Source organism: Pseudomonas sp. MH10 (assembly GCF_034353045.1).
Lineage (GTDB): Bacteria > Pseudomonadota > Gammaproteobacteria > Pseudomonadales > Pseudomonadaceae > Aquipseudomonas.
Window position 1 is genome coordinate 5,152,354 of record NZ_CP133783.1, and the last position, 19,014, is coordinate 5,171,367.

General features: G+C 55.9%; 21 protein-coding genes. 10 read left to right on the forward strand and 11 right to left on the reverse strand.

Annotated features, from left to right (window positions below; genetic code table 11):
• The first annotated feature begins 22 nt into the window (after positions 1-22).
• The gene (locus tag RHM59_RS23245) at positions 23-1,147 is read left to right on the forward strand and encodes a GNAT family N-acetyltransferase (protein ID WP_322165733.1); all 1,125 of its coding nucleotides are present in this window, start codon (positions 23-25) and stop codon (positions 1,145-1,147) included.
• 327 nt (positions 1,148-1,474) lie between these two features.
• On the opposite strand, the gene RHM59_RS23250 is transcribed toward RHM59_RS23245, so the two are convergent.
• The 4 genes from RHM59_RS23250 to RHM59_RS23265 all read right to left on the reverse strand — a co-directional run bounded on the left by RHM59_RS23250 (position 1,475) and on the right by RHM59_RS23265 (position 5,881).
• Positions 1,475-3,307 carry an ABC transporter ATP-binding protein gene (locus RHM59_RS23250; protein WP_322165732.1) on the reverse strand — a complete coding sequence of 611 codons (1,833 nt, stop codon included), beginning with the start codon at positions 3,305-3,307 and terminating at the stop codon, positions 1,475-1,477.
• 110 nt (positions 3,308-3,417) lie between these two features.
• The gene (locus tag RHM59_RS23255) at positions 3,418-3,987 is read right to left on the reverse strand and encodes a peptidylprolyl isomerase (protein ID WP_322165731.1); all 570 of its coding nucleotides are present in this window, start codon (positions 3,985-3,987) and stop codon (positions 3,418-3,420) included.
• 155 nt (positions 3,988-4,142) lie between these two features.
• Positions 4,143-4,943: an alpha/beta hydrolase gene (locus RHM59_RS23260; protein ID WP_322165730.1), complete on the reverse strand. Its 801-nt coding sequence runs from the start codon at positions 4,941-4,943 to the stop codon at positions 4,143-4,145.
• A 14-nt stretch (positions 4,944-4,957) separates the two neighbouring features.
• A complete protein-coding gene (locus RHM59_RS23265; protein ID WP_322165728.1) occupies positions 4,958-5,881 on the reverse strand; it encodes a LysR family transcriptional regulator in 924 nt (307 codons plus the stop codon).
• 51 nt (positions 5,882-5,932) lie between these two features.
• Between RHM59_RS23265 and RHM59_RS23270 the strand changes: the two genes are divergently transcribed.
• The 3 genes from RHM59_RS23270 to RHM59_RS23280 all read left to right on the forward strand — a co-directional run bounded on the left by RHM59_RS23270 (position 5,933) and on the right by RHM59_RS23280 (position 10,287).
• Complete coding sequence (locus RHM59_RS23270; RefSeq protein WP_322165727.1) at positions 5,933-6,247, forward strand: 3-phosphoglycerate kinase; 315 nt, start codon at positions 5,933-5,935, stop codon at positions 6,245-6,247.
• Positions 6,248-6,530: 283 nt separating this feature from the next.
• Entirely contained in the window at positions 6,531-8,807 is a 2,277-nt protein-coding gene (gene bglX / locus RHM59_RS23275) for a beta-glucosidase BglX (RefSeq protein ID WP_322285513.1), read from the forward strand.
• A 130-nt stretch (positions 8,808-8,937) separates the two neighbouring features.
• A complete protein-coding gene (locus tag RHM59_RS23280; protein WP_322165725.1) occupies positions 8,938-10,287 on the forward strand; it encodes a DEAD/DEAH box helicase in 1,350 nt (449 codons plus the stop codon).
• A 65-nt stretch (positions 10,288-10,352) separates the two neighbouring features.
• Here RHM59_RS23280 and RHM59_RS23285 read toward each other — a convergent pair whose 3' ends face one another.
• Positions 10,353-10,628: a hypothetical protein gene (locus RHM59_RS23285; protein WP_322165724.1), complete on the reverse strand. Its 276-nt coding sequence runs from the start codon at positions 10,626-10,628 to the stop codon at positions 10,353-10,355.
• A gap of 179 nt (positions 10,629-10,807) precedes the next feature.
• Between RHM59_RS23285 and RHM59_RS23290 the strand changes: the two genes are divergently transcribed.
• Positions 10,808-11,200, forward strand: coding sequence for a transcriptional regulator (locus RHM59_RS23290; RefSeq protein WP_322165723.1), 393 nt, complete (start codon positions 10,808-10,810; stop codon positions 11,198-11,200).
• An 85-nt stretch (positions 11,201-11,285) separates the two neighbouring features.
• Here RHM59_RS23290 and RHM59_RS23295 read toward each other — a convergent pair whose 3' ends face one another.
• From RHM59_RS23295 to RHM59_RS23305, 3 genes are all read right to left on the reverse strand, one after another.
• The gene (locus RHM59_RS23295) at positions 11,286-12,158 is read right to left on the reverse strand and encodes a DUF6279 family lipoprotein (protein WP_322165722.1); all 873 of its coding nucleotides are present in this window, start codon (positions 12,156-12,158) and stop codon (positions 11,286-11,288) included.
• Positions 12,159-12,224: 66 nt separating this feature from the next.
• Positions 12,225-12,740 carry a hypothetical protein gene (locus tag RHM59_RS23300; RefSeq protein WP_322165721.1) on the reverse strand — a complete coding sequence of 172 codons (516 nt, stop codon included), beginning with the start codon at positions 12,738-12,740 and terminating at the stop codon, positions 12,225-12,227.
• 113 nt (positions 12,741-12,853) lie between these two features.
• Positions 12,854-13,033, reverse strand: coding sequence for a hypothetical protein (locus tag RHM59_RS23305; RefSeq protein ID WP_297833192.1), 180 nt, complete (start codon positions 13,031-13,033; stop codon positions 12,854-12,856).
• A 353-nt stretch (positions 13,034-13,386) separates the two neighbouring features.
• Between RHM59_RS23305 and RHM59_RS23310 the strand changes: the two genes are divergently transcribed.
• Positions 13,387-14,223, forward strand: coding sequence for a S1 RNA-binding domain-containing protein (locus RHM59_RS23310; protein ID WP_322165720.1), 837 nt, complete (start codon positions 13,387-13,389; stop codon positions 14,221-14,223).
• 23 nt (positions 14,224-14,246) lie between these two features.
• Here RHM59_RS23310 and RHM59_RS23315 read toward each other — a convergent pair whose 3' ends face one another.
• Positions 14,247-14,873: a DsbA family oxidoreductase gene (locus tag RHM59_RS23315; RefSeq protein ID WP_322165719.1), complete on the reverse strand. Its 627-nt coding sequence runs from the start codon at positions 14,871-14,873 to the stop codon at positions 14,247-14,249.
• Positions 14,874-15,022: 149 nt separating this feature from the next.
• Here RHM59_RS23315 and RHM59_RS23320 point away from each other — a divergent pair, with 149 nt between their 5' ends.
• Positions 15,023-15,439 (forward strand): DUF2177 family protein, encoded by a 417-nt coding sequence (locus RHM59_RS23320; protein WP_322165717.1) that lies wholly within the window; start codon positions 15,023-15,025, stop codon positions 15,437-15,439.
• Positions 15,440-15,499: 60 nt separating this feature from the next.
• On the opposite strand, the gene RHM59_RS23325 is transcribed toward RHM59_RS23320, so the two are convergent.
• Positions 15,500-15,880, reverse strand: coding sequence for a hypothetical protein (locus RHM59_RS23325; protein ID WP_322165716.1), 381 nt, complete (start codon positions 15,878-15,880; stop codon positions 15,500-15,502).
• Between the two features lie 257 nt (positions 15,881-16,137).
• Here RHM59_RS23325 and RHM59_RS23330 point away from each other — a divergent pair, with 257 nt between their 5' ends.
• From RHM59_RS23330 to def, 3 genes are all read left to right on the forward strand, one after another.
• The gene (locus tag RHM59_RS23330; protein WP_322165714.1) at positions 16,138-16,329 is read left to right on the forward strand and encodes a CsbD family protein; all 192 of its coding nucleotides are present in this window, start codon (positions 16,138-16,140) and stop codon (positions 16,327-16,329) included.
• A 244-nt stretch (positions 16,330-16,573) separates the two neighbouring features.
• A complete protein-coding gene (locus RHM59_RS23335) occupies positions 16,574-17,542 on the forward strand; it encodes a YihY/virulence factor BrkB family protein (RefSeq protein WP_322165713.1) in 969 nt (322 codons plus the stop codon).
• Positions 17,543-17,583: 41 nt separating this feature from the next.
• Positions 17,584-18,123 carry a peptide deformylase gene (def, locus tag RHM59_RS23340; RefSeq protein WP_322185189.1) on the forward strand — a complete coding sequence of 180 codons (540 nt, stop codon included), beginning with the start codon at positions 17,584-17,586 and terminating at the stop codon, positions 18,121-18,123.
• On the opposite strand, the gene RHM59_RS23345 is transcribed toward def, so the two are convergent.
• Positions 18,124-18,999, reverse strand: a complete 876-nt coding sequence (locus tag RHM59_RS23345) for a methyltransferase (protein ID WP_322185191.1) — start codon at positions 18,997-18,999, stop codon at positions 18,124-18,126.
• Between the last annotated feature and the right edge of the window lie 15 nt (positions 19,000-19,014).

The following is a 19,014-nucleotide window of genomic DNA, read 5'->3' on the forward strand; positions in this document are numbered from 1 at the left end:
AATAACGATTGGGGGAATGCTGATGCCGCTACAACGTTTGGACAGTCTATCGGCGCTGGCTCCGCAGTTATGGGATGCCTTGGTGCCCAACGCCCAGCCGTTTGTGCGGCACGCGTTTCTCAGCGCGCTGGAAGACAGCGGCAGCCTTGGGCCACGTTCCGGTTGGAGTGCGGAGCACTTGCTGCATTACGAAGACGGGCAGTTGATTGCGGCATTACCCGGCTATCGAAAGAGGCATTCGTACGGTGAGTACGTGTTCGATCACGCTTGGGCTCAGGCCTGTGAGCGTGCGGGCATCGCGTATTACCCCAAGTTGTTGGTGGCGGTGCCGTTCAGTCCGGTGAGCGGGCCGCGTTTATTGTCCGCTACGCCCGAAGCGGCGATAGACCTGCTGCAGAGCCTGCCCGGCTACATCGACATCGAAGAACTTTCTAGCGTTCACATCAACTTCACCGATCCGGCCGCCGATGCGTTGTTGGCTCAGGAGCCAGGTTGGTTGCAGCGTTTGGGTTGCCAGTTTCATTGGCAGAACCGTGGGTATCGTGACTTTCAGGATTTTCTCGATGCCTTGAGTTCGCGCAAGCGCAAGCAAATGCGCAAAGAGCGCGAACAGGTGGCGGGGCAGGGGATTGAGTTTGAATGGCTCGAAGGCCATCAACTAAGCGAGGTGCAGTGGGATTTTGTCTACGCCTGCTATGCCAATACCTATGCGGTTCGTCGGCAGACACCGTACCTGACCCGAGCATTTTTCAGCCTCTTGGCGCAACGTATGCCTGAGGCGATTCGAGTCGTGCTTGCCAAACAAGGTACACGCCCAGTGGCAATGGCCTTCAGCCTGGTGGGCGGTGACAGCTTTTATGGTCGCTATTGGGGCTGCTTGGCGGAGTTCGACCGGCTGCATTTCGAGACCTGTTTCTACCAGGGCATGGAGTACGCCATCGACAAGGGCTTTCAACGCTTTGACGCCGGAGCGCAGGGTGAGCACAAGCTGATTCGCGGGTTTGAACCGGTTATTACTCACTCCTGGCATTACTTGGCGCACCCGGGATTAAAGGCGGCAGTCAGCGACTTCTTGAAGCAAGAAAGAGTGGGGATTTTGGCCTACGCAGAAGAAGCCCGGGCTGCATTGCCGTATCGCCAGGTTTGATGGGAACAGCGGCTGAAGAATGCGCAGCTCAACCCTCTGTAGCCAACTTGTTGGCGAAGGTCCTTCGGGCTGCGAAGCCGGCACGGCTCTGGGGTTTCATTGGCACGGTTGATAGCAAGCAGCCACAAATCCTGTGGGAGTAGGCTTGCCTGCGAAGAGGCCCATACTCACGCCGCTAATGTCGACCTGAAACCTGGGTCGCCTGCATTGACGCTTTCGTTGGCAAGCCAACTCTCCCACAGAGTTTTTTGGCACACATGGAAGAGTAGGCACTGGAAATCTTATCGCAGCTTTCGGCAGCATCCTTCAGATGCCGGTCTTCCGCGATCAATCAATCCCGACAAACCCGCCCGTCTGGTGCTGCCATAGCCTTGCGTACAGGCCACCGTGGGCGAGTAGTTCAGCGTGGGTGCCACTTTCGGCAATTTGTCCCATCTCCAACACCACCAGGCGGTCCATTCGGGCAATGGTCGACAGGCGGTGGGCAATGGCGATGACGGTCTTGCCTTGCATCAAGGTTTCCAGGCTCTCCTGAATCGCCGCTTCGACTTCCGAATCCAGCGCGGAGGTTGCTTCGTCCATGATCAGAATCGGCGCGTCTTTGAGTAGCACGCGGGCGATGGCGATGCGTTGACGTTGTCCGCCCGAAAGCTTCACCCCGCGTTCACCCACATGGGCGTCGAAACCGGTGCGGCCCTCAGCGTCGGACAACAACGGAATAAATTCATCAGCCCGGGCTTTGCGCGCGGCTTCCCACAGTTCGGCGTCGGTGGCATCCGGCTTGCCGTACAGCAAGTTGTCGCGAATTGATCGGTGCAGCAACGAAGTGTCTTGAGTAATCATCCCGACCCGTTCACGCAGGCTTTCTTGCGCGACGTGCGAGATATCCTGCCCATCAATCAGGATCCGCCCACCTTGCAAGTCATACAGACGCAACAGCAGGTTGACCAGTGTCGATTTCCCCGCTCCAGAGGGACCAATCAGACCGATTTTTTCTCCCGGTTTGATGTCCAGGTTCAAGCCGCCAATGATTCCGCTGCTTTTACCGTAGTGGAAATCGACGTTTTCAAACTTCACGCCACCCCGGTCTACTTTCAGTTTTGGCGCTCGATCGCGGTCGGTGACGCTGACGGGTTGAGCGATGGTTTGCAGACCGTCTTGCACCATGCCGATGTTTTCGAATATGCCGTTGACCACCCACATGATCCAGCCCGACATGTTAACGATGCGGATCGCCAAGCCTGTAGCCAACGCGATGGCGCCCACGGTGATCGAGGATTGCGTCCACAGCCATAACGCCAAGCCGGTGGTGCTGACGATCAAAATGCCGTTCAGGCTGGTGATCACAGTGTCCATTTCGGTGACCACACGGCCAGCGAGTTGGGTTTTCTCAGTCTGTTCGCTGATGGCTTCGCGGGCGTACTGCTGCTCGAAATTAGTGTGCGCAAACAGCTTGAGGGTCGCGATGTTGGTGTAGCCGTCGACAATCCGCCCCATCAGTTTGGAGCGCGCTTCTGAAGAAACTACCGAGCGTTCTTTGACCCGAGGCACGAAATACCACAGCGCCAAAATGTACAAAAAGATCCACGTCAGCAGCGGAATCATCAGCCGCCAATCGGCTTCAGCGAAGAGCACCAGCGAGCCGATGGCGTAGATCAACACATGCCACAACGCATCCACGGCTTGCACCGCCGAATCGCGCAGTGAATTGCCGGTCTGCATGATCCGCTGGGCAATGCGCCCGGCAAAATCGTTCTGGAAAAAGTTAATGCTCTGCTTGAGCACGTAACTGTGATTTTGCCAGCGAATCATGCTGGTCATGCCGGGGCTGATGGTTTGATGGACCAGCAGGTCGTGCAAGCCGACAAAAATCGGGCGCAACAACAGCGTCACGACCACCATCCAGATCAGTTCGTTGCGGTGCACGCTGAAGAAATTCGGGTCGGGCACGCCTTGAGCCAGGTCGATAATGCGGCTCAAGTAACTGAACAACGCGACTTCGATGAGCGCACCAATGAGGCCGACGATCAGCAACGCAGCAAAGCTGGGCCAGACCTGACGCAGGTAGTAAACGTAAAACGAGAGGACTTTACTCGGAGGAGCTTCCGTAGGGGCATCACGGAAGATATCGATCAGTTGCTCGAAACGACGATAAAACATTAGCGCTGACGCCCACCGCAGCGGGCTCTCCTTGCAGGTGAAAAACGTCCCTCATCCGACTGCATGAACCCGCGTTAGCCACGCGGATCACACAGTCGATGTGGATTGACTCAGTCGATACGTTTTGCTGACTTGATCAGAATCGGCACGCCGGGCACGTTCTGCATGCCTTGTTTGGTGGTCGTTGGGGTCTGCGCGATCATGTCGACCACGTCCATACCTTTGACCACCTTGCCGAACACGGCGTAACCAACATGGCCTGGCGTGCTGTCCAGCGATTCGTTGTCGCGGTGGTTAATGAAGAACTGGCTGGTGGCCGAATTCACATCCGAGGTGCGTGCCATGGCAATCGTGCCGCGAACGTTATGCAGGCCGTTGCTCGCTTCGTTCTGGATCGGGTCCTTGGTCGGCTTCTGCATCATTGACGAAGTGAAGCCGCCGCCCTGAATCATAAACCCAGGGATGACCCGGTGAAAAATGGTGTTGCTGTAGAAACCGCTGTCGACGTAGCCGAGGAAATTTTGAGTGCTGATCGGTGCTTTGGTGTCTTCAAGCTCAATCTCGATCTGCCCCATGTCGGTGGTCAGCAGCACATGAGTAGGTTTGCCGGCCGGTTGTGCCGCCATCAGGTTGGCGGCAAACAGCAGAGAGCAGGCGGCAAAGGCGATTTTCTTCAACATGAGTCAGTAATCCCGTGGAGTGGTTTCGACTGCGCAACAGCGATGCGCAGGGGCGTAATCAGGCGCACAAGGTAAGCACGTTTGGGTTTTTTTGGACAGTGCCGGGCGGCTAGTCCTTGCGCATAGGCTCATGACGATCATTATCCAGAGCATGATTATTGTGGTGACGAAGCTTCCGTCGCGTCGAGAAATTCGAGGACCGTCCGATTAAACACCTCGGGTTGATCGAGCGGTGTCGCATGACGTGAATCGTCGATCACAACCAACCGCGCCCCCCGAATTAAACGAACGTAGAGTTTTTTTATAGCGACCGGCGTGTAGTCGTGATCGGCACTGATGATCAACGTCGGGCAGGTAATGCGCGATAACTTGCCCATGACCCCCCAGCCGACGATCGCGTCAAAACTCGCCAGATACGCGCGTTTGTCATTGCGTCCCCAGCGCTCGGCGATTTTGCGGCGCAGGTCGGCTTGTTCGGGTTTGGGAAACAGGTTACGACCCAAACCAATGCCGATGGCGCGCATGCTCAGCAAGCGGCCCAAGCCCCAGCGCTTGGCCCATTGCACTACGTCTGAAACGTATTTGATTTTGACTTGCGGCCCGCTGTTGACGATGCACAGGCTCTTGAGCATTTGCGGCTGATCGACGGCCAGTTGAAAACCGATCATCCCACCCATGGACAGCCCGACCAGGTGCACCGGTCCCAACTGTAAGTGCTCAATCAATGCTTCTAGGTCAGCGGTGAAACCGGGGATGCTGTAGCGCTCGTTGGGCTTGTCCGAGCGTCCGTGGCCGCGTACGTCCATAACAATGACCCGGTAATGCGCCGACAGCGCCGGGATCTGGTATTCCCAGTCCTGGCAGCTGGAACCCAGCCCATGCACTAACAGCAGCGGCGAGCCCTGGCCATATTCTTCGTAGTGCAGCGAACAGCCGTCATGCTCAAAAAAGGCCATGGTTGATCTCCGTGTCAGCCCAGTTGCGGTGCGGCGAATATCGCTGTCAGCGGCGCCGTGTCGAAGCTGCGAATCAGGTCGATGAGTATCTGCGTCGCTGGCCCCAAGGGTTTGTCCTTGTTGGCGTAAAGATAGAACAGGGGGTGGCGGCTGCCACCTTGGTCGAGTGGCAGGGCTTTGAGCAAACCCTCTTTAAGCTCGCGTTCGATCAGGTGGCGTGGCAACCAGGCAAACCCCAAGCCGCTGCTGACGAAGGTAGCTGCGGTGGCCAGGCTGCCGACGGTCCAGCGTTGTTCAGCCCCGAGCCAGCCCACATCCCGGGGTTGAGAGCGGCCGGAGTCGCGAATCACCACTTGCAGTTGGCTTTCCAGGTCCTGAAAGGTCAGTTCGCGTTGCATTTGGTGCAACGGATGTTCCGGGTGAGCCACTGCGACAAATTCGACGGCGCTCAATTCGCTGCCCAGATTGCCGGGGATACTGAAGCCGCTGATGGCCAGGTCGGCAACACCTTCGAGCAGCACTTCTTCCACGCCAGACAGCACTTCCTCGCGTAAACGCACGCGGCAGCCTCGGCTTTGAGGCATGAACGCCGTCAGCGCTCGCACCAGACGGGCGTTAGGGTAAGCGGCGTCGACCACCAGTCGCACCTCGGCTTCCCAGCCTTGTTCCATATGATGGGCCAGGTCTTCCAACTGACTGGCCTGTTTCACCAGTTGTCGCGAGCGGCGAAGTAACACCCCGCCAGCGTCCGTCAGCACCGCTTTACGCCCGTCGATGCGCAGCAATGGCACGCCCAGTTGATCCTGCATGCGCGCTACGGTGTAGCTCACCGACGACTGCGAACGGTGCAACGCCTCGGCGGCTTGCGCGAAGCCGCCATGGTCGACCACGGCTTGCAAGGTGCGCCATTGATCAAGGGTCACGCGGGGCGCTTTCATGATTCGATCCTCTTGCCCTAAAGTGGCACCTCAAAAATGGAGATTGCCCGTATGAAGAAGTTCTGTTGTGTGGTGTTGGCAATGTTGCCGGTCACTGCTTTCGCGTACCCGATTGACGTCGAGAAGCACCTCACCGGCGTCAGCATCGATTACACCAGCTACGATACGGATTACGACTTGGGCTCCATTAAGCTGAATAACTACGGCGACAACGCCGCCGAGTGCACCGTGGTGTTCATCAACGGCCCGGAATCGCCGCGCACCCGCCGCGTGCAAATCCCCGCAAAAGCCAGCGTAGACGCCTCGGCGAAGTTCACCCGGAACATTATTAAGCTCCGTATCACTCTGACGTGCGTGGCTAAATAACCGCAATTGGGGTCTGCTTTCTCGTCAACGAGAGTAGTGCCCCCTTTTTGATAAAACAATTTATTAGATGGTTTTAAGCGAATATTTATGCTTTTCAATCGATATCGTTCTGTTTGATCTCGCCTTCATCGACTTCTCACGAGCCCATGCGGGCGGCTGGATGAAGCCTTCGGAACAGTGCCCGGCCATCGCGTTGATGAGTCGGGTTTTTTATTTCCGACAACGATCAACTAGAGTCATTCGTAGGACTGCGTAATGTCTGTCGTTCCCCAAGGACGGGATTATGAAAATCATTTACGTACTCGCTTTGCTCATCAGCCTGCAGATGTCGTCTGTGGGCGCCGAAACGCTGCCCGCCAATCAACCTGACAAAGAAATGTTCATCGCTCATTTATTGGGGGAAATGACGCTGGAAGAAAAAGTCGGGCAGCTCACAATGAGTTACGACACTGAGCACGCAAAGAAGCCTGAGTTGTTTCGCCTCATCAGCGCCGGGCAGACCGGTGCAATCATTGGCACACTGTCGCGTGCCGCGGGCCGCGAACTGCAAGACGTCGCCGTCCAGCACACTCGATTAAAAATCCCACTGTTCTTTGGTTTTGATGTAATTCATGGCTATCGAACGATTTTTCCCATCGACCTTGGCTTGGCTGCCAGCTGGGACGTGGATGCAATTGCCACCAGCGCCCGCATTGCGGCACAGGAAGCCAGCGCCGATGGGGTCGACATGACCTTTGCGCCCATGGTCGATATCAGCCGTGATCCCCGGTGGGGACGGGTGGCGGAAAGTTTCGGCGAAGACACCTATCTGGTTTCACGCATCGCCGAAGTAGTGGTGAGCGCTTTTCAGGGGCCGTTGCCGATTGCCTCGGACAGAATCATGGCCTGTGTGAAACATTTCGCACTGTACGGCGCGGTTGAGGGCGGACGGGATTACAACAGCGTGGACATGAGTCCGGTGCAGATGTATCAAAATTACCTTCCACCGTTTCAAGCCGCGTTTGGCGCTGGGGCCGATTCGGTAATGATTGCGTTGAACTCGATCAATGGCGTGCCCGCGACGTCGAATGTCTGGCTGCTACAAGAGGTTCTCCGTCGGGAGTGGCGATTCAATGGGATGACGCTGGGTGATTTCGGAGGAATAAGCCAGCTCGTCGATCATGGCGTCGCGGCCAATCGGCGCGAGGCGTCCGGTGAGGCCATCAGAGCGGGCCTCGACATGAGCTTGGGGGATCCGTTTTACGGCGTAGAACTGGAAGGGTTAGTCAAGTCTGGAGAAACCTCACAAACGCAAATCGATAACGCGGTACGCAATGTATTAGCGACTAAATACGACATGGGTCTGTTCGACGACCCTTACCGGCGCTTAGGCCGCGCCAGCGAAGATCCATCGGAGATCGACGCAGAAAGCCGCCTGCACCGCTCACAAGCCCGCGACGTGGCTCGGAAAACCTTGGTGCTGCTGAAAAATAAAGACAAACTCTTGCCGTTGAAAAAACACGGAACCATCGCTCTGATAGGTCCATTGGCAAAAAATCCAGTGGACATGCTGGGTTCCTGGTCCGCCCGTGGCGTGGCCTCACAGGTGGTCACCGTTTATGACGGCTTGGCAACCGCGTTAGGGAACCAAGGCTCGCTGCTCTACGCCCAAGGCGCGAACGTGACCGACAGCACAGAAGTTATCGATTATCTGGGCGACGCGCTGGTCATTGATCCTCGTCCTGAAACCGCAATGATCGACGAGGCCGTGAAAGCGGCGGCACAGGCCGATGTGGTAGTCGCCGTACTGGGGGAATCCAAGGGCATGTCCGGCGAGGCGGCCAGTCGGACCAGCCTTGATCTTCCGGGCCGACAAAGCCAATTGCTGACGGCGTTGAAGGCCACCGGGAAACCGCTGGTACTGGTGCTCATGAATGGTCGCCCGTTGTCGGTGGGCGCCGAGCAGGACCAAGCCGATGCCGTGCTGGAAACCTGGTTCAGCGGCACAGAAGGCGGCAACGCCATTGCCGACGTGCTGTTCGGTGATTACAACCCTTCGGGCAAATTACCGATTACGTTCCCGCGTTCAGTGGGGCAGATTCCTAGCTACTACAATCATCTGAACACCGGTCGCCCATTTGTCCCCGGTCATTCGCGAACCTTCTCCTCGCTGTACTACGACCAGCTCGACGGTCCGCTCTATCCCTTTGGCTACGGCCTCAGCTACACCGATTTCAGCCTGTCTGACGTGACTCTTTCAACGACCGCCTTGAGCCGCGACGGCGCGCTCGATGCCAGTGTCCGGGTGAAAAACACCGGCCAACGGGACGGCGCAACGGTGGTGCAGTTGTATATCCAGCAAGTGTTGGGCTCTATCAGTCGCCCCGTTAAAGAGCTCAAGGGCTTTCAAAAAATCAGGCTTAAGGCGGGGGAGGAGAAGACCGTCCATTTTACGGTGGATGAAGACAGCCTCAAGTTCTATAACGCCGAGTTGAAATACGTCGCGGAGCCGGGGGCCTTTAACCTGCAAATTGGCCTTGACTCCCAATACGTGAAACAGCGAAGTTTTCAGCTGTTATGACCTGATCTTTGCGGCCGGAACGGTTCACTGCGCAACAAAGAAGCGTTCTTTCAGTAAAGAAACTCGGCCTCGGCGCTCGAAACCGTTAATCTATGCGACTGTTTTTTTGTTTTTCGTCGAGGTAACACCCGTGTTTTCCCAATTCGCCCTGCACGAACGCCTGCTTAAAGCCGTGGCCGAGCTTAATTTTGTCGAGCCCACGCCTGTGCAAGCAGCGGCCATTCCGCTGGCACTGGAAGGGCGTGACCTGCGGGTGACTGCGCAAACCGGCAGCGGCAAAACCGCGGCTTTCGTATTGCCAATGCTTAACCGCCTGATGGGCCCGGCCAAGGTTCGCGTCGATATCCGCGCTGTGATCCTGTTGCCAACCCGCGAGCTGGCGCAGCAAACCCTCAAGGAAGTTGAGCGTTTCTCTCAGTTCACCTTCATCAAGTCCGGTCTGATCACCGGTGGCGAAGACTTTAAAGTCCAGGCCGCCATGCTGCGCAAAGTACCGGACATTTTGATTGGTACCCCGGGTCGTCTGTTGGAGCAACTCAATGCCGGCAACCTGGACCTGTCACAGGTCGAACTGCTGATCCTCGACGAAGCTGACCGCATGCTGGACATGGGTTTTGCCGAAGACGTCGAACGTCTGGCGGGCGAATGCAAAAACCGTCAGCAAACCCTGTTGTTCTCGGCGACCACCGGTGGCGCCGGTCTGCGTGAAATGATCGGCAAGGTGCTGACAGATCCGCAGCATTTGCAGGTCAACAGCATCAGTGAATTGGCCCCAGGCACTCGTCAGCAAATCATCACCGCTGACCACAACAGCCATAAAGAAAAAATCGTCCACTGGCTGCTGGCCAATGAGAAGTACCAGAAAGCGATTATTTTCACCAACACCCGTGCCATGGCTGATCGCCTGTATGGTCGTCTGGTGGCGCTGGAATATAAAGCGTTCGTGCTGCACGGCGACAAGGACCAGAAAGACCGCAAGCTGGCCATTGACCGTTTGAAGCAAGGCGGCGTGAAGATCCTCGTTGCAACTGACGTTGCAGCCCGTGGTTTGGACGTTGAAGGACTGGACATGGTCATCAACTTCGACATGCCTCGCAGCGGCGACGACTACGTACACCGTATCGGTCGTACCGGTCGTGCCGGTGGCGAAGGCCTGGCGATTTCCCTGATCTGCCATGGCGACTGGAACTTGATGTCCAGCGTTGAGCGTTACTTGAAGCAGAGCTTCGAGCGTCGCACGATCAAGGAAGTCAAAGGCACCTACGGCGGACCGAAGAAGGTCAAAGCATCGGGCAAGGCTGTTGGCGTGAAGAAGAAAGTGAAGGCTGGCGACAAGAAGGCTGATAAAAAAGGCAGCGCCAAGGCGCCGACTAAACGCAAGATTACTAACCGGCCAAAGACCGATGCGTTGTCGTTGGTCAGTGCAGACGGCAAAGCGCCGTTGAAGAAACGCAAGCCAGAAGCGCCGGTTGCTGAATAAGTACAACCCGCGATAAAAAAACCGGCGCATTGAATGCGCCGGTTTTTTTATGGCTGAACGATAGGTCAGCCGTCGATTTTCTTCGCTGCGGTGTCCAGGTCTTTGAGCCGCTGATCGATCAATTGGCATTTGTCTGGCAGGTCTTTGCTGGCGGTGTCCAGATTCATGTCCTGCAGCTGTTGATTCATTTCCTTGGCCTTCTCGGGACTTTGCTCCGTCAGCTTATGAATCTCTTGCGCCAGTTGCGCACGCTTGGCTGTGGCCTCTTCAGGCGTGCATGCCCAAGCCGGAATCGCCGAGAGCAGTGCAAGGGCTGTGGTGATGCTCAGCAGTGTCTTCATGGTCTGCCTCTTTTCTGTGGATGCTTATCAGATGGAGGGTTTTGATTCGGCAAAAGTTCAGCGCAGGGCGTACGTCGTCGCTGCTGAACGGCTGCGGTGGGAAGAGGTCCAGCCCTAAGTACCCAACCCGATGGCGAAGGTCACGGGTCATTACCCATTTTGGCTGGAGGTAGAGAATCATGACGGACTATAACTGGGACCTAATCGAACGCCTGCTTCACGAAGTACAAAACTGCTCGGGCAAAAGTTTTGCCCCTCGTGCTTATGCGGAGCAACACGCCGCCGCGTTGGACGCTGAAGGGTCGTCGATTGGCAATCTGGATGAACTCAAGGCGTTGGCGGCTGATTATGAAGCGCTGTTATTCAAGCGCGGCTTTATCGAAACCCGGCCAGAAGAGGAGGGTGGCAACGGTGAGAATTTCATCCTGACCCCGCGTGGCGCCAGTCTGTTGGCCCTGCTGGACAGCAGCATCCCTGGCAACGACCACCCGCGCCAGGTTCTGGACCAACAGGCCGACGCGCTGGATCCGGACACCTTCGATACCGTGGCGTCTAAGGCGCAGATCGCCTGAAACGGTAGGCGCCAATGTGTTGGCGAGGTACACCTATTAAATTGTAGGAGCGCGGTGTTTGCTGCGGGCCTGTCCAACGGGTCGGTTAACCCTGTGGTGTTGCCTTGAGACAGCTCAAGTTGGCAAAGTCTTCCCGCACGTCGGCGATTTTTTCAATGAGGCGCTGGCGTTGATCGGGGGTGCTTTGGGCCATTAGGTCGACTAACAGACGGATCGCTGCTTGCTCAGTTTGCTCATACGCTTGGCGATATTGCGGTGTCCAGAAGCTCTCTCGAGCCTGCAGCAAGGGCGTGATTCGCTGTGAGAAAGCGGGTGATTTGCGTTGCTGAACGGCGGCGATGAACAGCCCCTGCCAATGCGTGCGGTTATCGACCCACAGTTGATTCTGCTCGCCAAGCGCCACGGACCAATCGGTGACGCGTTGATGCTGGGCGGCGGTCAATGTACCGATCCAAGGGCTGAGGCGTTTTTCCATGCGCTTCGTCCGATCGCTTATCTGCGTGTCCAGCGGTGGGTCCACAAACTCCTCTTTGTGCTCACGCAGGTCCTTGGCAAACGCCTCTTGCAAGGTCTGCACCTGTTTATCGTCTAGCTGACTCAACAGTTCAACCGCCGATGGCGTGACTTGTCTGGAGATCTGCTCTATCGCCAAGCGGCCTTCCGCCTCGCGCGCTTTAAGTTCAGGCTCGGTCACCTGGTTGGTTTCGACCATGTGTTGCAAACGGTCCAGCCAAGTAAGGTAGCCGGGCACTTGCGTGGTGCAATGCCAGCTCAGGTGCTCTTTGAGGCGATCATCCAACCAGCGTTTCTGAGTGGAATTCATCCCCAGATAATCGTTGACCGACCACGGAATAATGATGTCCAGGTGACGATAGGCCAACCCGACACGGGTACATCCAGACACCATCAGGAAACCCGTTATCAAGAGCGTAACGACGACATGGAGTGGCGTGCGCATGGGTAGAGCTTCCTCAGTGCCAGACTTCCTCGCAGGACGCATCTGGCGTTTTACGGTTGGGGCCTCTTACGGTGCAGGCTTCGCGGTCGCCGCGATCAAGCCGTCGGCGACGTACTGGGCTTGCTCAAACGACGGATAACCGCTGGTGGCAACATCCAGTTCGGCATATTGCGCACGGTATCGTTCCGCTTGCTTTGGATCGGAGATGATCAGCCGTTGTGAGAGCAACGCAATCGCCAAAGGGTGTTTGCGCTTGGCGGCGTGCTCTAGCAAGTCGCTGGACTCGGAAGGATTACCTTCTGCGCGAATCAACAAGACGGCCTGATAGAACTCCGCTTCGCCGCTTTGATCCTGGCGGGCGGCGCGTTGCAGCAATGCCTTGGCCAGCTCGGTATTTTCATCTCCCCTCGCGCCAACCAGCAATTTTGCCTGGATCATGTCGTTCTGATACAGCAAGTATTGAGCCCGGCACGGACTGCCGCTTAAGGACTTTTCGCTGTTTGAATTGAAATTGTCGGAGTTACCGCAGTGTGCACAACCACCCAGGAAAAGCAGCGCGCAGAACATCATCCATTTATTCATTTTGGATTCCACTGAGGGGCAACATTCAAGGGCGGGGCGGGTGAAGACGGATCGATAGCCCTAGCGCCTTGAAATCAAAGCGCATAGAGATCGACAGCTGAAGCGGGGAAAGATTACTTTTTGCCGAGGGTGATTTGCTTGGACGGGCCGAAGGTTTGGCCGCTGACGCCTTTGGCAATCTGCTGAATTTCACCACCGGTTTTCAAGAAAGCTGCAATTTGTGCGTTGATCGACTCGCTGGTCTCAACGGCTGGAGCTGCCTTTGGTTTTGAATTGGATGCTTTTACGCGCATGGCTGCCAGGGACCTATATAAATTTAATACGGCCAGCAATTGTATATGAATTGCTTGACAATTGCTTGGGAAATATAGCCCTAAAAAAGTGTCGACTCTGCCGTCTATTCTTAAACCGTTCAGGATGGGGTTTGACCGCTAACCCTCTGTTTTAACTGTGAAGTTATTAGGTCTGCCGGGTCTTCGTGGTCGTCCAGACTGCTGGAACAGGCTCCGTTCACCTGACGAGCGGAATACTATTTCCAATATTCATTTGCCGCTGGCGCCGTTGTTAAACCTTGATTTTCCTGGCGCCCCCAACACTGCCAGCAAAGTCGGGTAGAATGCCGCCCACGTAATGAGGGTATTTGGAAATGGCTTTAGTCGGGCGCTACAACACTCTGCAAGTGGTAAAACACACTAATTTCGGCCTTTATCTGGACGGCGCTCAGGACGGCGAAATTCTGCTGCCCAACCGCTATATCCCTAAAGATATCCCCAGCGAAGATGAAGACTGGCTCAATGTTTTCGTTTATCTGGACAGTGACGACAAGCTGATTGCCACCACTGAAAAACCGAAAGTTCAGGTCGGTGAGTTTGCCAGCTTGAAAGTGCTCGAAGTGAACAGCATCGGTATCTTCCTCGATTGGGGCCTGTCGAAGGATCTGCTGCTGCCGTATTCCGAAGAAAAACGCACGATGCAGGCGGGCGAGTATTGCGTGGTCCACGTCTATCTGGACAAACACACTCGCCGCATCACTGCAACCGCTCGGCTAGACCGTTACCTGGACAAGACGCCGGGTGATTACAAGGTCGGTCAGGAAGTTAATTTGCTGGTGGCTGAAGCGACTGATATGGGCTTCAAGGCCATTATCAATAACAAGCACTGGGGCCTGATCCACAAAAACGAAGTGTTCAAGTTTTTGCGTCCCGGCAAAGAAGAAAAAGGCTTCATCAAAGAAATTCGCGCCGATGGCAACATCAGCCTGAGCCTGCAACCGGTCGGTGAAGAGGCGGCCGGTAGCTTGAATTCGAAGATCCTGTCCAAGTTGCGCGACAACAATGGCGTGTTGCCCGTCAGCGATAAAAGCGATCCGCAGGTCATCAGCGGTTTGTTCGGCGTGAGCAAAGGCAACTTCAAGAAAGCGATTGGCGCGCTGTACAAACAGGGCCTTATCGTTATTCACGCGGACCGTATCGAACTGATTTAAGGCGGTTATAAAACGGGTGTCGATTACGCGCAAAGCCGATCGATTTCCCGTTTGAACGGACCAATGCCCATAGTCCCATTCATTACCGTGGCCTCGCTTAAGGGCTGATCCGCCCGGCGAATCAAAAAGGCCGGCACCGCGCGTAACCCCAATTCATCGGCGAGTCCTTCGTCAGCGACTATCTGGTCGGTGTAATGATGATTGGATAAAGCGCTGTTTAACGCTTGTCGGTCCAGCCCCGCGCGGCTGCCCACCTCCAGCAACACCAGAATGTCGCCGATGTCGCGGCCAAACTCAAAGAACGCACGAAACGCTTCTTTGTGGAACGCCTCAAACTTGCCGTGGACTTTGGCGAAAGCGGCCGCTTCCAAAACGTTGCGGCTGCGCGGTTGGACAGGCGGTAACTTCATCAGGACTTTGCGTTTTTGAGCCATCGGGTAGACCGCTTGTCGCCAGGTCGCGCGGAGGTAGTCGGCGCTTGGGTCTAAGGTTGCGAGCGGTTCTGGTCGCAGCTCAAATGCATGCCATTGCACGGTAATGCGTGACCCATATTCCTGTTGAAGTTGGTCAATTATCGCCAATTGCAGATAACAGAACGGACAAACGTAGTCGCTCCAGATGTCGACTTTCAATGGGCCGTCGCTGTTCATATCCAATTCTCCATGCCTGCTACCTAACATTGACTCCGGCAATGGCGTAAAAGTCCTCCCATTGAGGATCAATCGAAGACAGAACAGGTCTACTTACTTCTGCCGGCATAATCCCCGCGCTCAATTGCTCCAAACGCCCAGGTGCCCCCATGAAAAAATACCTCACCGCCTACGTCAGCACGTTATTGGTGTTTCTTGTGTGCGATGGCATCTGGCTTGGCTTGCTGATGGGGCCTAAATACCGAGCCTGGCTAGGACCTTTGATGCTGGACACCCCGGTTGTTGGACCTGCGCTGGCGTTTTATCTGCTATACGCAGCGGGCATCGTGGTATTTGGCGTCATCCCAGCGTTGCAACGCGAACGCGCAGGCCGGGCTGCAGCCGGCAGTGCATTTCTTGGGCTGATGGCGTACGCAACTTACGACCTGACCAATTGGGCGACGCTGCAAGGCTGGCCCGCACCATTGGCAGTGGTTGATCTGGCGTGGGGCGTGGTTGCATCGGGGCTGGCGGGGACGGGCGGCTACCTGATAACCCGCAACTTGCAAACGCGCGGGTTTATCTGAGCCGTGGGGCGCGGATACAAGGATGGGAGTTCCCCGCGCCGCGCCTGACGAATAAGCTGATTACCTTTGAACGAAGGACGCGAACTGCACATTGGCACCGTCTGGACGCACGTCTTTCAAAAACGAGTCCTTGTCGGCGCTGAGTTCCAGGCTGACGGTGCAGTTGCGCTTGTCCTTGTTGCGAATCACCAGACCTTCCATATGGTCGCGCAAAAACGCTGTTGGCACTTTCAAGTGCAACAGCTGATCGGTACTCGGTGTGTGCAACAACAAATGCACCCACTCGTACTGACCGATTTGCAGACGGCTCATCCGCAGGTCGAACCACCAGATGTTCTTGTTGGCATTAAGCGCGGTGAAATGACTGTTGTTAGTACCGAGCACGGCACCGCCGAGCTCCTGGTTTCTGCGGGCGATGGCCAGCTTTTTATCGAGTTTCATAACGTTCCTGTGGATCTGTGTGTTCAGCGCAATGGCCTTTGCGACCACAGCCTGACTGCGTTGCGCATTCTCAGGGGTTGTCGCGAAAACTTAAAGTTAAACCTTCAGTTGGAGCGGAAAAGAGGCTGTTTTTACCGGTTTAATTCGGCGACGAACGGAACGTCCAGCGGAGAATTTTTTTGAAACTCTGTCAGAAGGAGGGCGTCAATCGTTATGTCGAGCGTACGACACCTACTTTTCGATTCAGGAGAATTACCATGAGCAGCACGGGCGATAAAGTCAAAGGTATGGCCAATGAAGCAGTTGGTAACGTCAAGCAAGGCGTAGGCAAAGCCACTGACAATTCGAAACTCAAAGCTGAAGGGAAAGCCCAGGAAATCAAGGGTGATACCCAACAAGCCGTGGGCAAAGCTAAAGATGCCGTGAAGAAAGGTGTCGATAAGGCGTGAGCCAATCACATTGGCTTAATGTCTTACTGTTAAGCGCGACGGCCATCTTGTATGGCCGTTGTTTTATGTGCTTGATATGCCCGTCAGTTGTCCTCAAGGGAATTCTGACAAATATTGATACGTCTTTACGGTCGCCAATCAGGCTACGTTAAAGTAGAACGCCAGCCCTCGAACGCGGGCTTGAAGTTGAAGCGCTTGCCCACTAATAGCGAAGTCAGCTTGATTTGAGTCGTAAGGAGACACCATGATTTTTCCGAAGCTAGGCGACCTTTCCATGAAGAAGGTGTTAATGCGGACCGTCAATGAGTTCATGGATGACGAAATGTCGACGTATGCGTCGGCATTGGCTTATCAGATGCTGTTCTCGCTGTTCCCTTTTTTGCTGTTTTTGATTGCCCTGATCGGCTTCTTGCACTTGCCGGATTTCTTCTCCTGGCTGCGGCTGCAATCAGAATTGGTCTTGCCACCGCAAGCCCTCGATCAGGTCAACCCGGTGATCGATCAGCTTCAGCAATCCAAGGGCGGGCTGTTGTCGATTGGTATCGTGATCGCGTTATGGACCGCGTCGGCGGGCGTGCGCTTAATGATGAGCGCCATGAACGCGGCCTACGACGTAGCCGAAGGGCGCCCAATCTGGAAACGTTTTCCGCTGTCGATTCTGTACACCATCGGTATTGCCGGGATGTTGCTTGCCGCTGCCGGGCTCATGGTCACCGGGCCGCAAGTCATGAGTTGGCTGGCCGGACAAATCGGCATGCAAGACTTCATTGTTACCCTGTGGACCCTCCTTCGCTGGCCGGTAATCATCGTGTTGCTGATGGTGGCGGTGGCTCTGATGTATTTCGTCATGCCAGACGTTAAGCAAGAGTTTCGCTTCATTACTGCCGGTTCGGTATTGGCGGTGGTGGTCTGGATTGTGGCGTCGTTGGGCTTCGGCTATTACGTCAAAACCTTTTCCGATTACAACGCCATGTACGGCAGCATCGGCGCGATCATCGTGTTGTTGTTGTATTTTTACATTTCGGCAGCGGTGCTGTTATTGGGCGCGGAGATGAACGCGGTCATTGAACATATGCACGCGGAAGGCAAAAACCCAGGCGAGAAAGAAGCCGGCGCTGGTGTGGCACGTGAACCGATGACCAAACACATCTCGGGCCTCGGGCGTCATAATTCGGTCCCAGCGGGTGCGAAGACTGACGAATCGTCGGCCTGATGTGGCACGATCACGTCCTTGGCCGAGAGATAAGGTTTTTTATGATTCATGAGATTCTGAAAATGGGCGACGAGCGCTTGTTGCGTATCGCCCCGCTGGTGCCTGAGTCAATGTTCGGCACCCCCGAACTTCACGCACTGATCGCCGACATGTTCGAGACTATGGACAGCGTCGGCGGCGTTGGTTTGGCAGCGCCGCAGATCGGCATTGATTTGCAGTTGGTGATCTTTGGTTTTGAACACAGCGAACGCTATCCAGAAGCTGATGCCGTCCCCCAGACGGTGTTGCTCAATCCGCTGATCACCCCCCTCCACCCAGCGGTAGAGGAGGGTTGGGAAGGGTGCCTGTCGGTGCCTGGGTTGCGCGGTATGGTGGATCGTTACGAGTATATTCGTTACGAGGGCGTTGACCCGGATGGTCGGCCCATCCAGCGCACCGCCCACGGTTTTCACGCGCGCGTGGTGCAGCATGAGTGCGATCACCTGATTGGCCGTCTGTATCCGTCCCGGATCACCGACTTCAGCAAATTCGGCTATCTGGAGGTGCTATTCCCCGACATGGACCCCAACGCTGACGAATGACTACGGCTTGGTCTTGCTTATTTGTGTGCTCCGGTGAGCGGGCTTTATGAAACGCAGGGTCAGCCGGTCGGATTCGCCAATGGCTAAATATTTGTCCCGGTCCTGATTACCCATGGTCAGCGTCGGCGGCAAGGTCCAGACACCCTGCGGATAGTCCTTGGTGTCCTTGGGGTTGGCGTTGATTTCGCTGCTGCCCGCCAATACGAACCCCGCATCGGTGGCCAGTTTCACGACGTACGCCGTAGGCAGGTAACCACTGTCCTTCATCGACTCCTCCGAGGCACCGACTTTGGCCCGGTGGTCGACCACGCCTAAGGTGCCGCCCGGTTTCAACACGTTATAAAACCCTTTGAACATCGCTGGCGCATCGTCCGCCATGACCCAGTTGTGCACGTTACGGAACGTCAGCAGGGTATCGACCGAGGCCGACTTGCCGAACACCGGGGCCTGCGGATCGAACTCGACGATCTGCGCTTTGCTGTAGTGGGTGGGGTCGGCGGCGAATTTCTGTTTCAGGCGGTCGGCGGCCTTACGCGCATTGTCGCCGGTGGCCGTTGACTGCACCGCCGCGATGTAGCGACCTTTGTTCTTGAGCAGCGGCGCCAGCAGCTCGCTGTACCAGCCGTTGCCTGGGGTGATTTCAATCAGCGTCTGGTTGGCGCGCAGGCCGAAAAACTGCAAGGTTTGCTGGGGGTGTCGGTACTGATCCCGTGCGCTGTTTTCCGGCGCGCGCCAAGGGCCCGAGAGCACTTTAGCGAACTGCGCGGCGCTGACCGTGGAGGCCGGGGCATGAGCGTCGGCGGCCTGAGCCTGAACCTGGGTAAGCCCAAGACCAAGCAGGGCGGCGACGGAGCAAGCGATAAGAGGAAGTTTCATACCAATCCTTGTCGT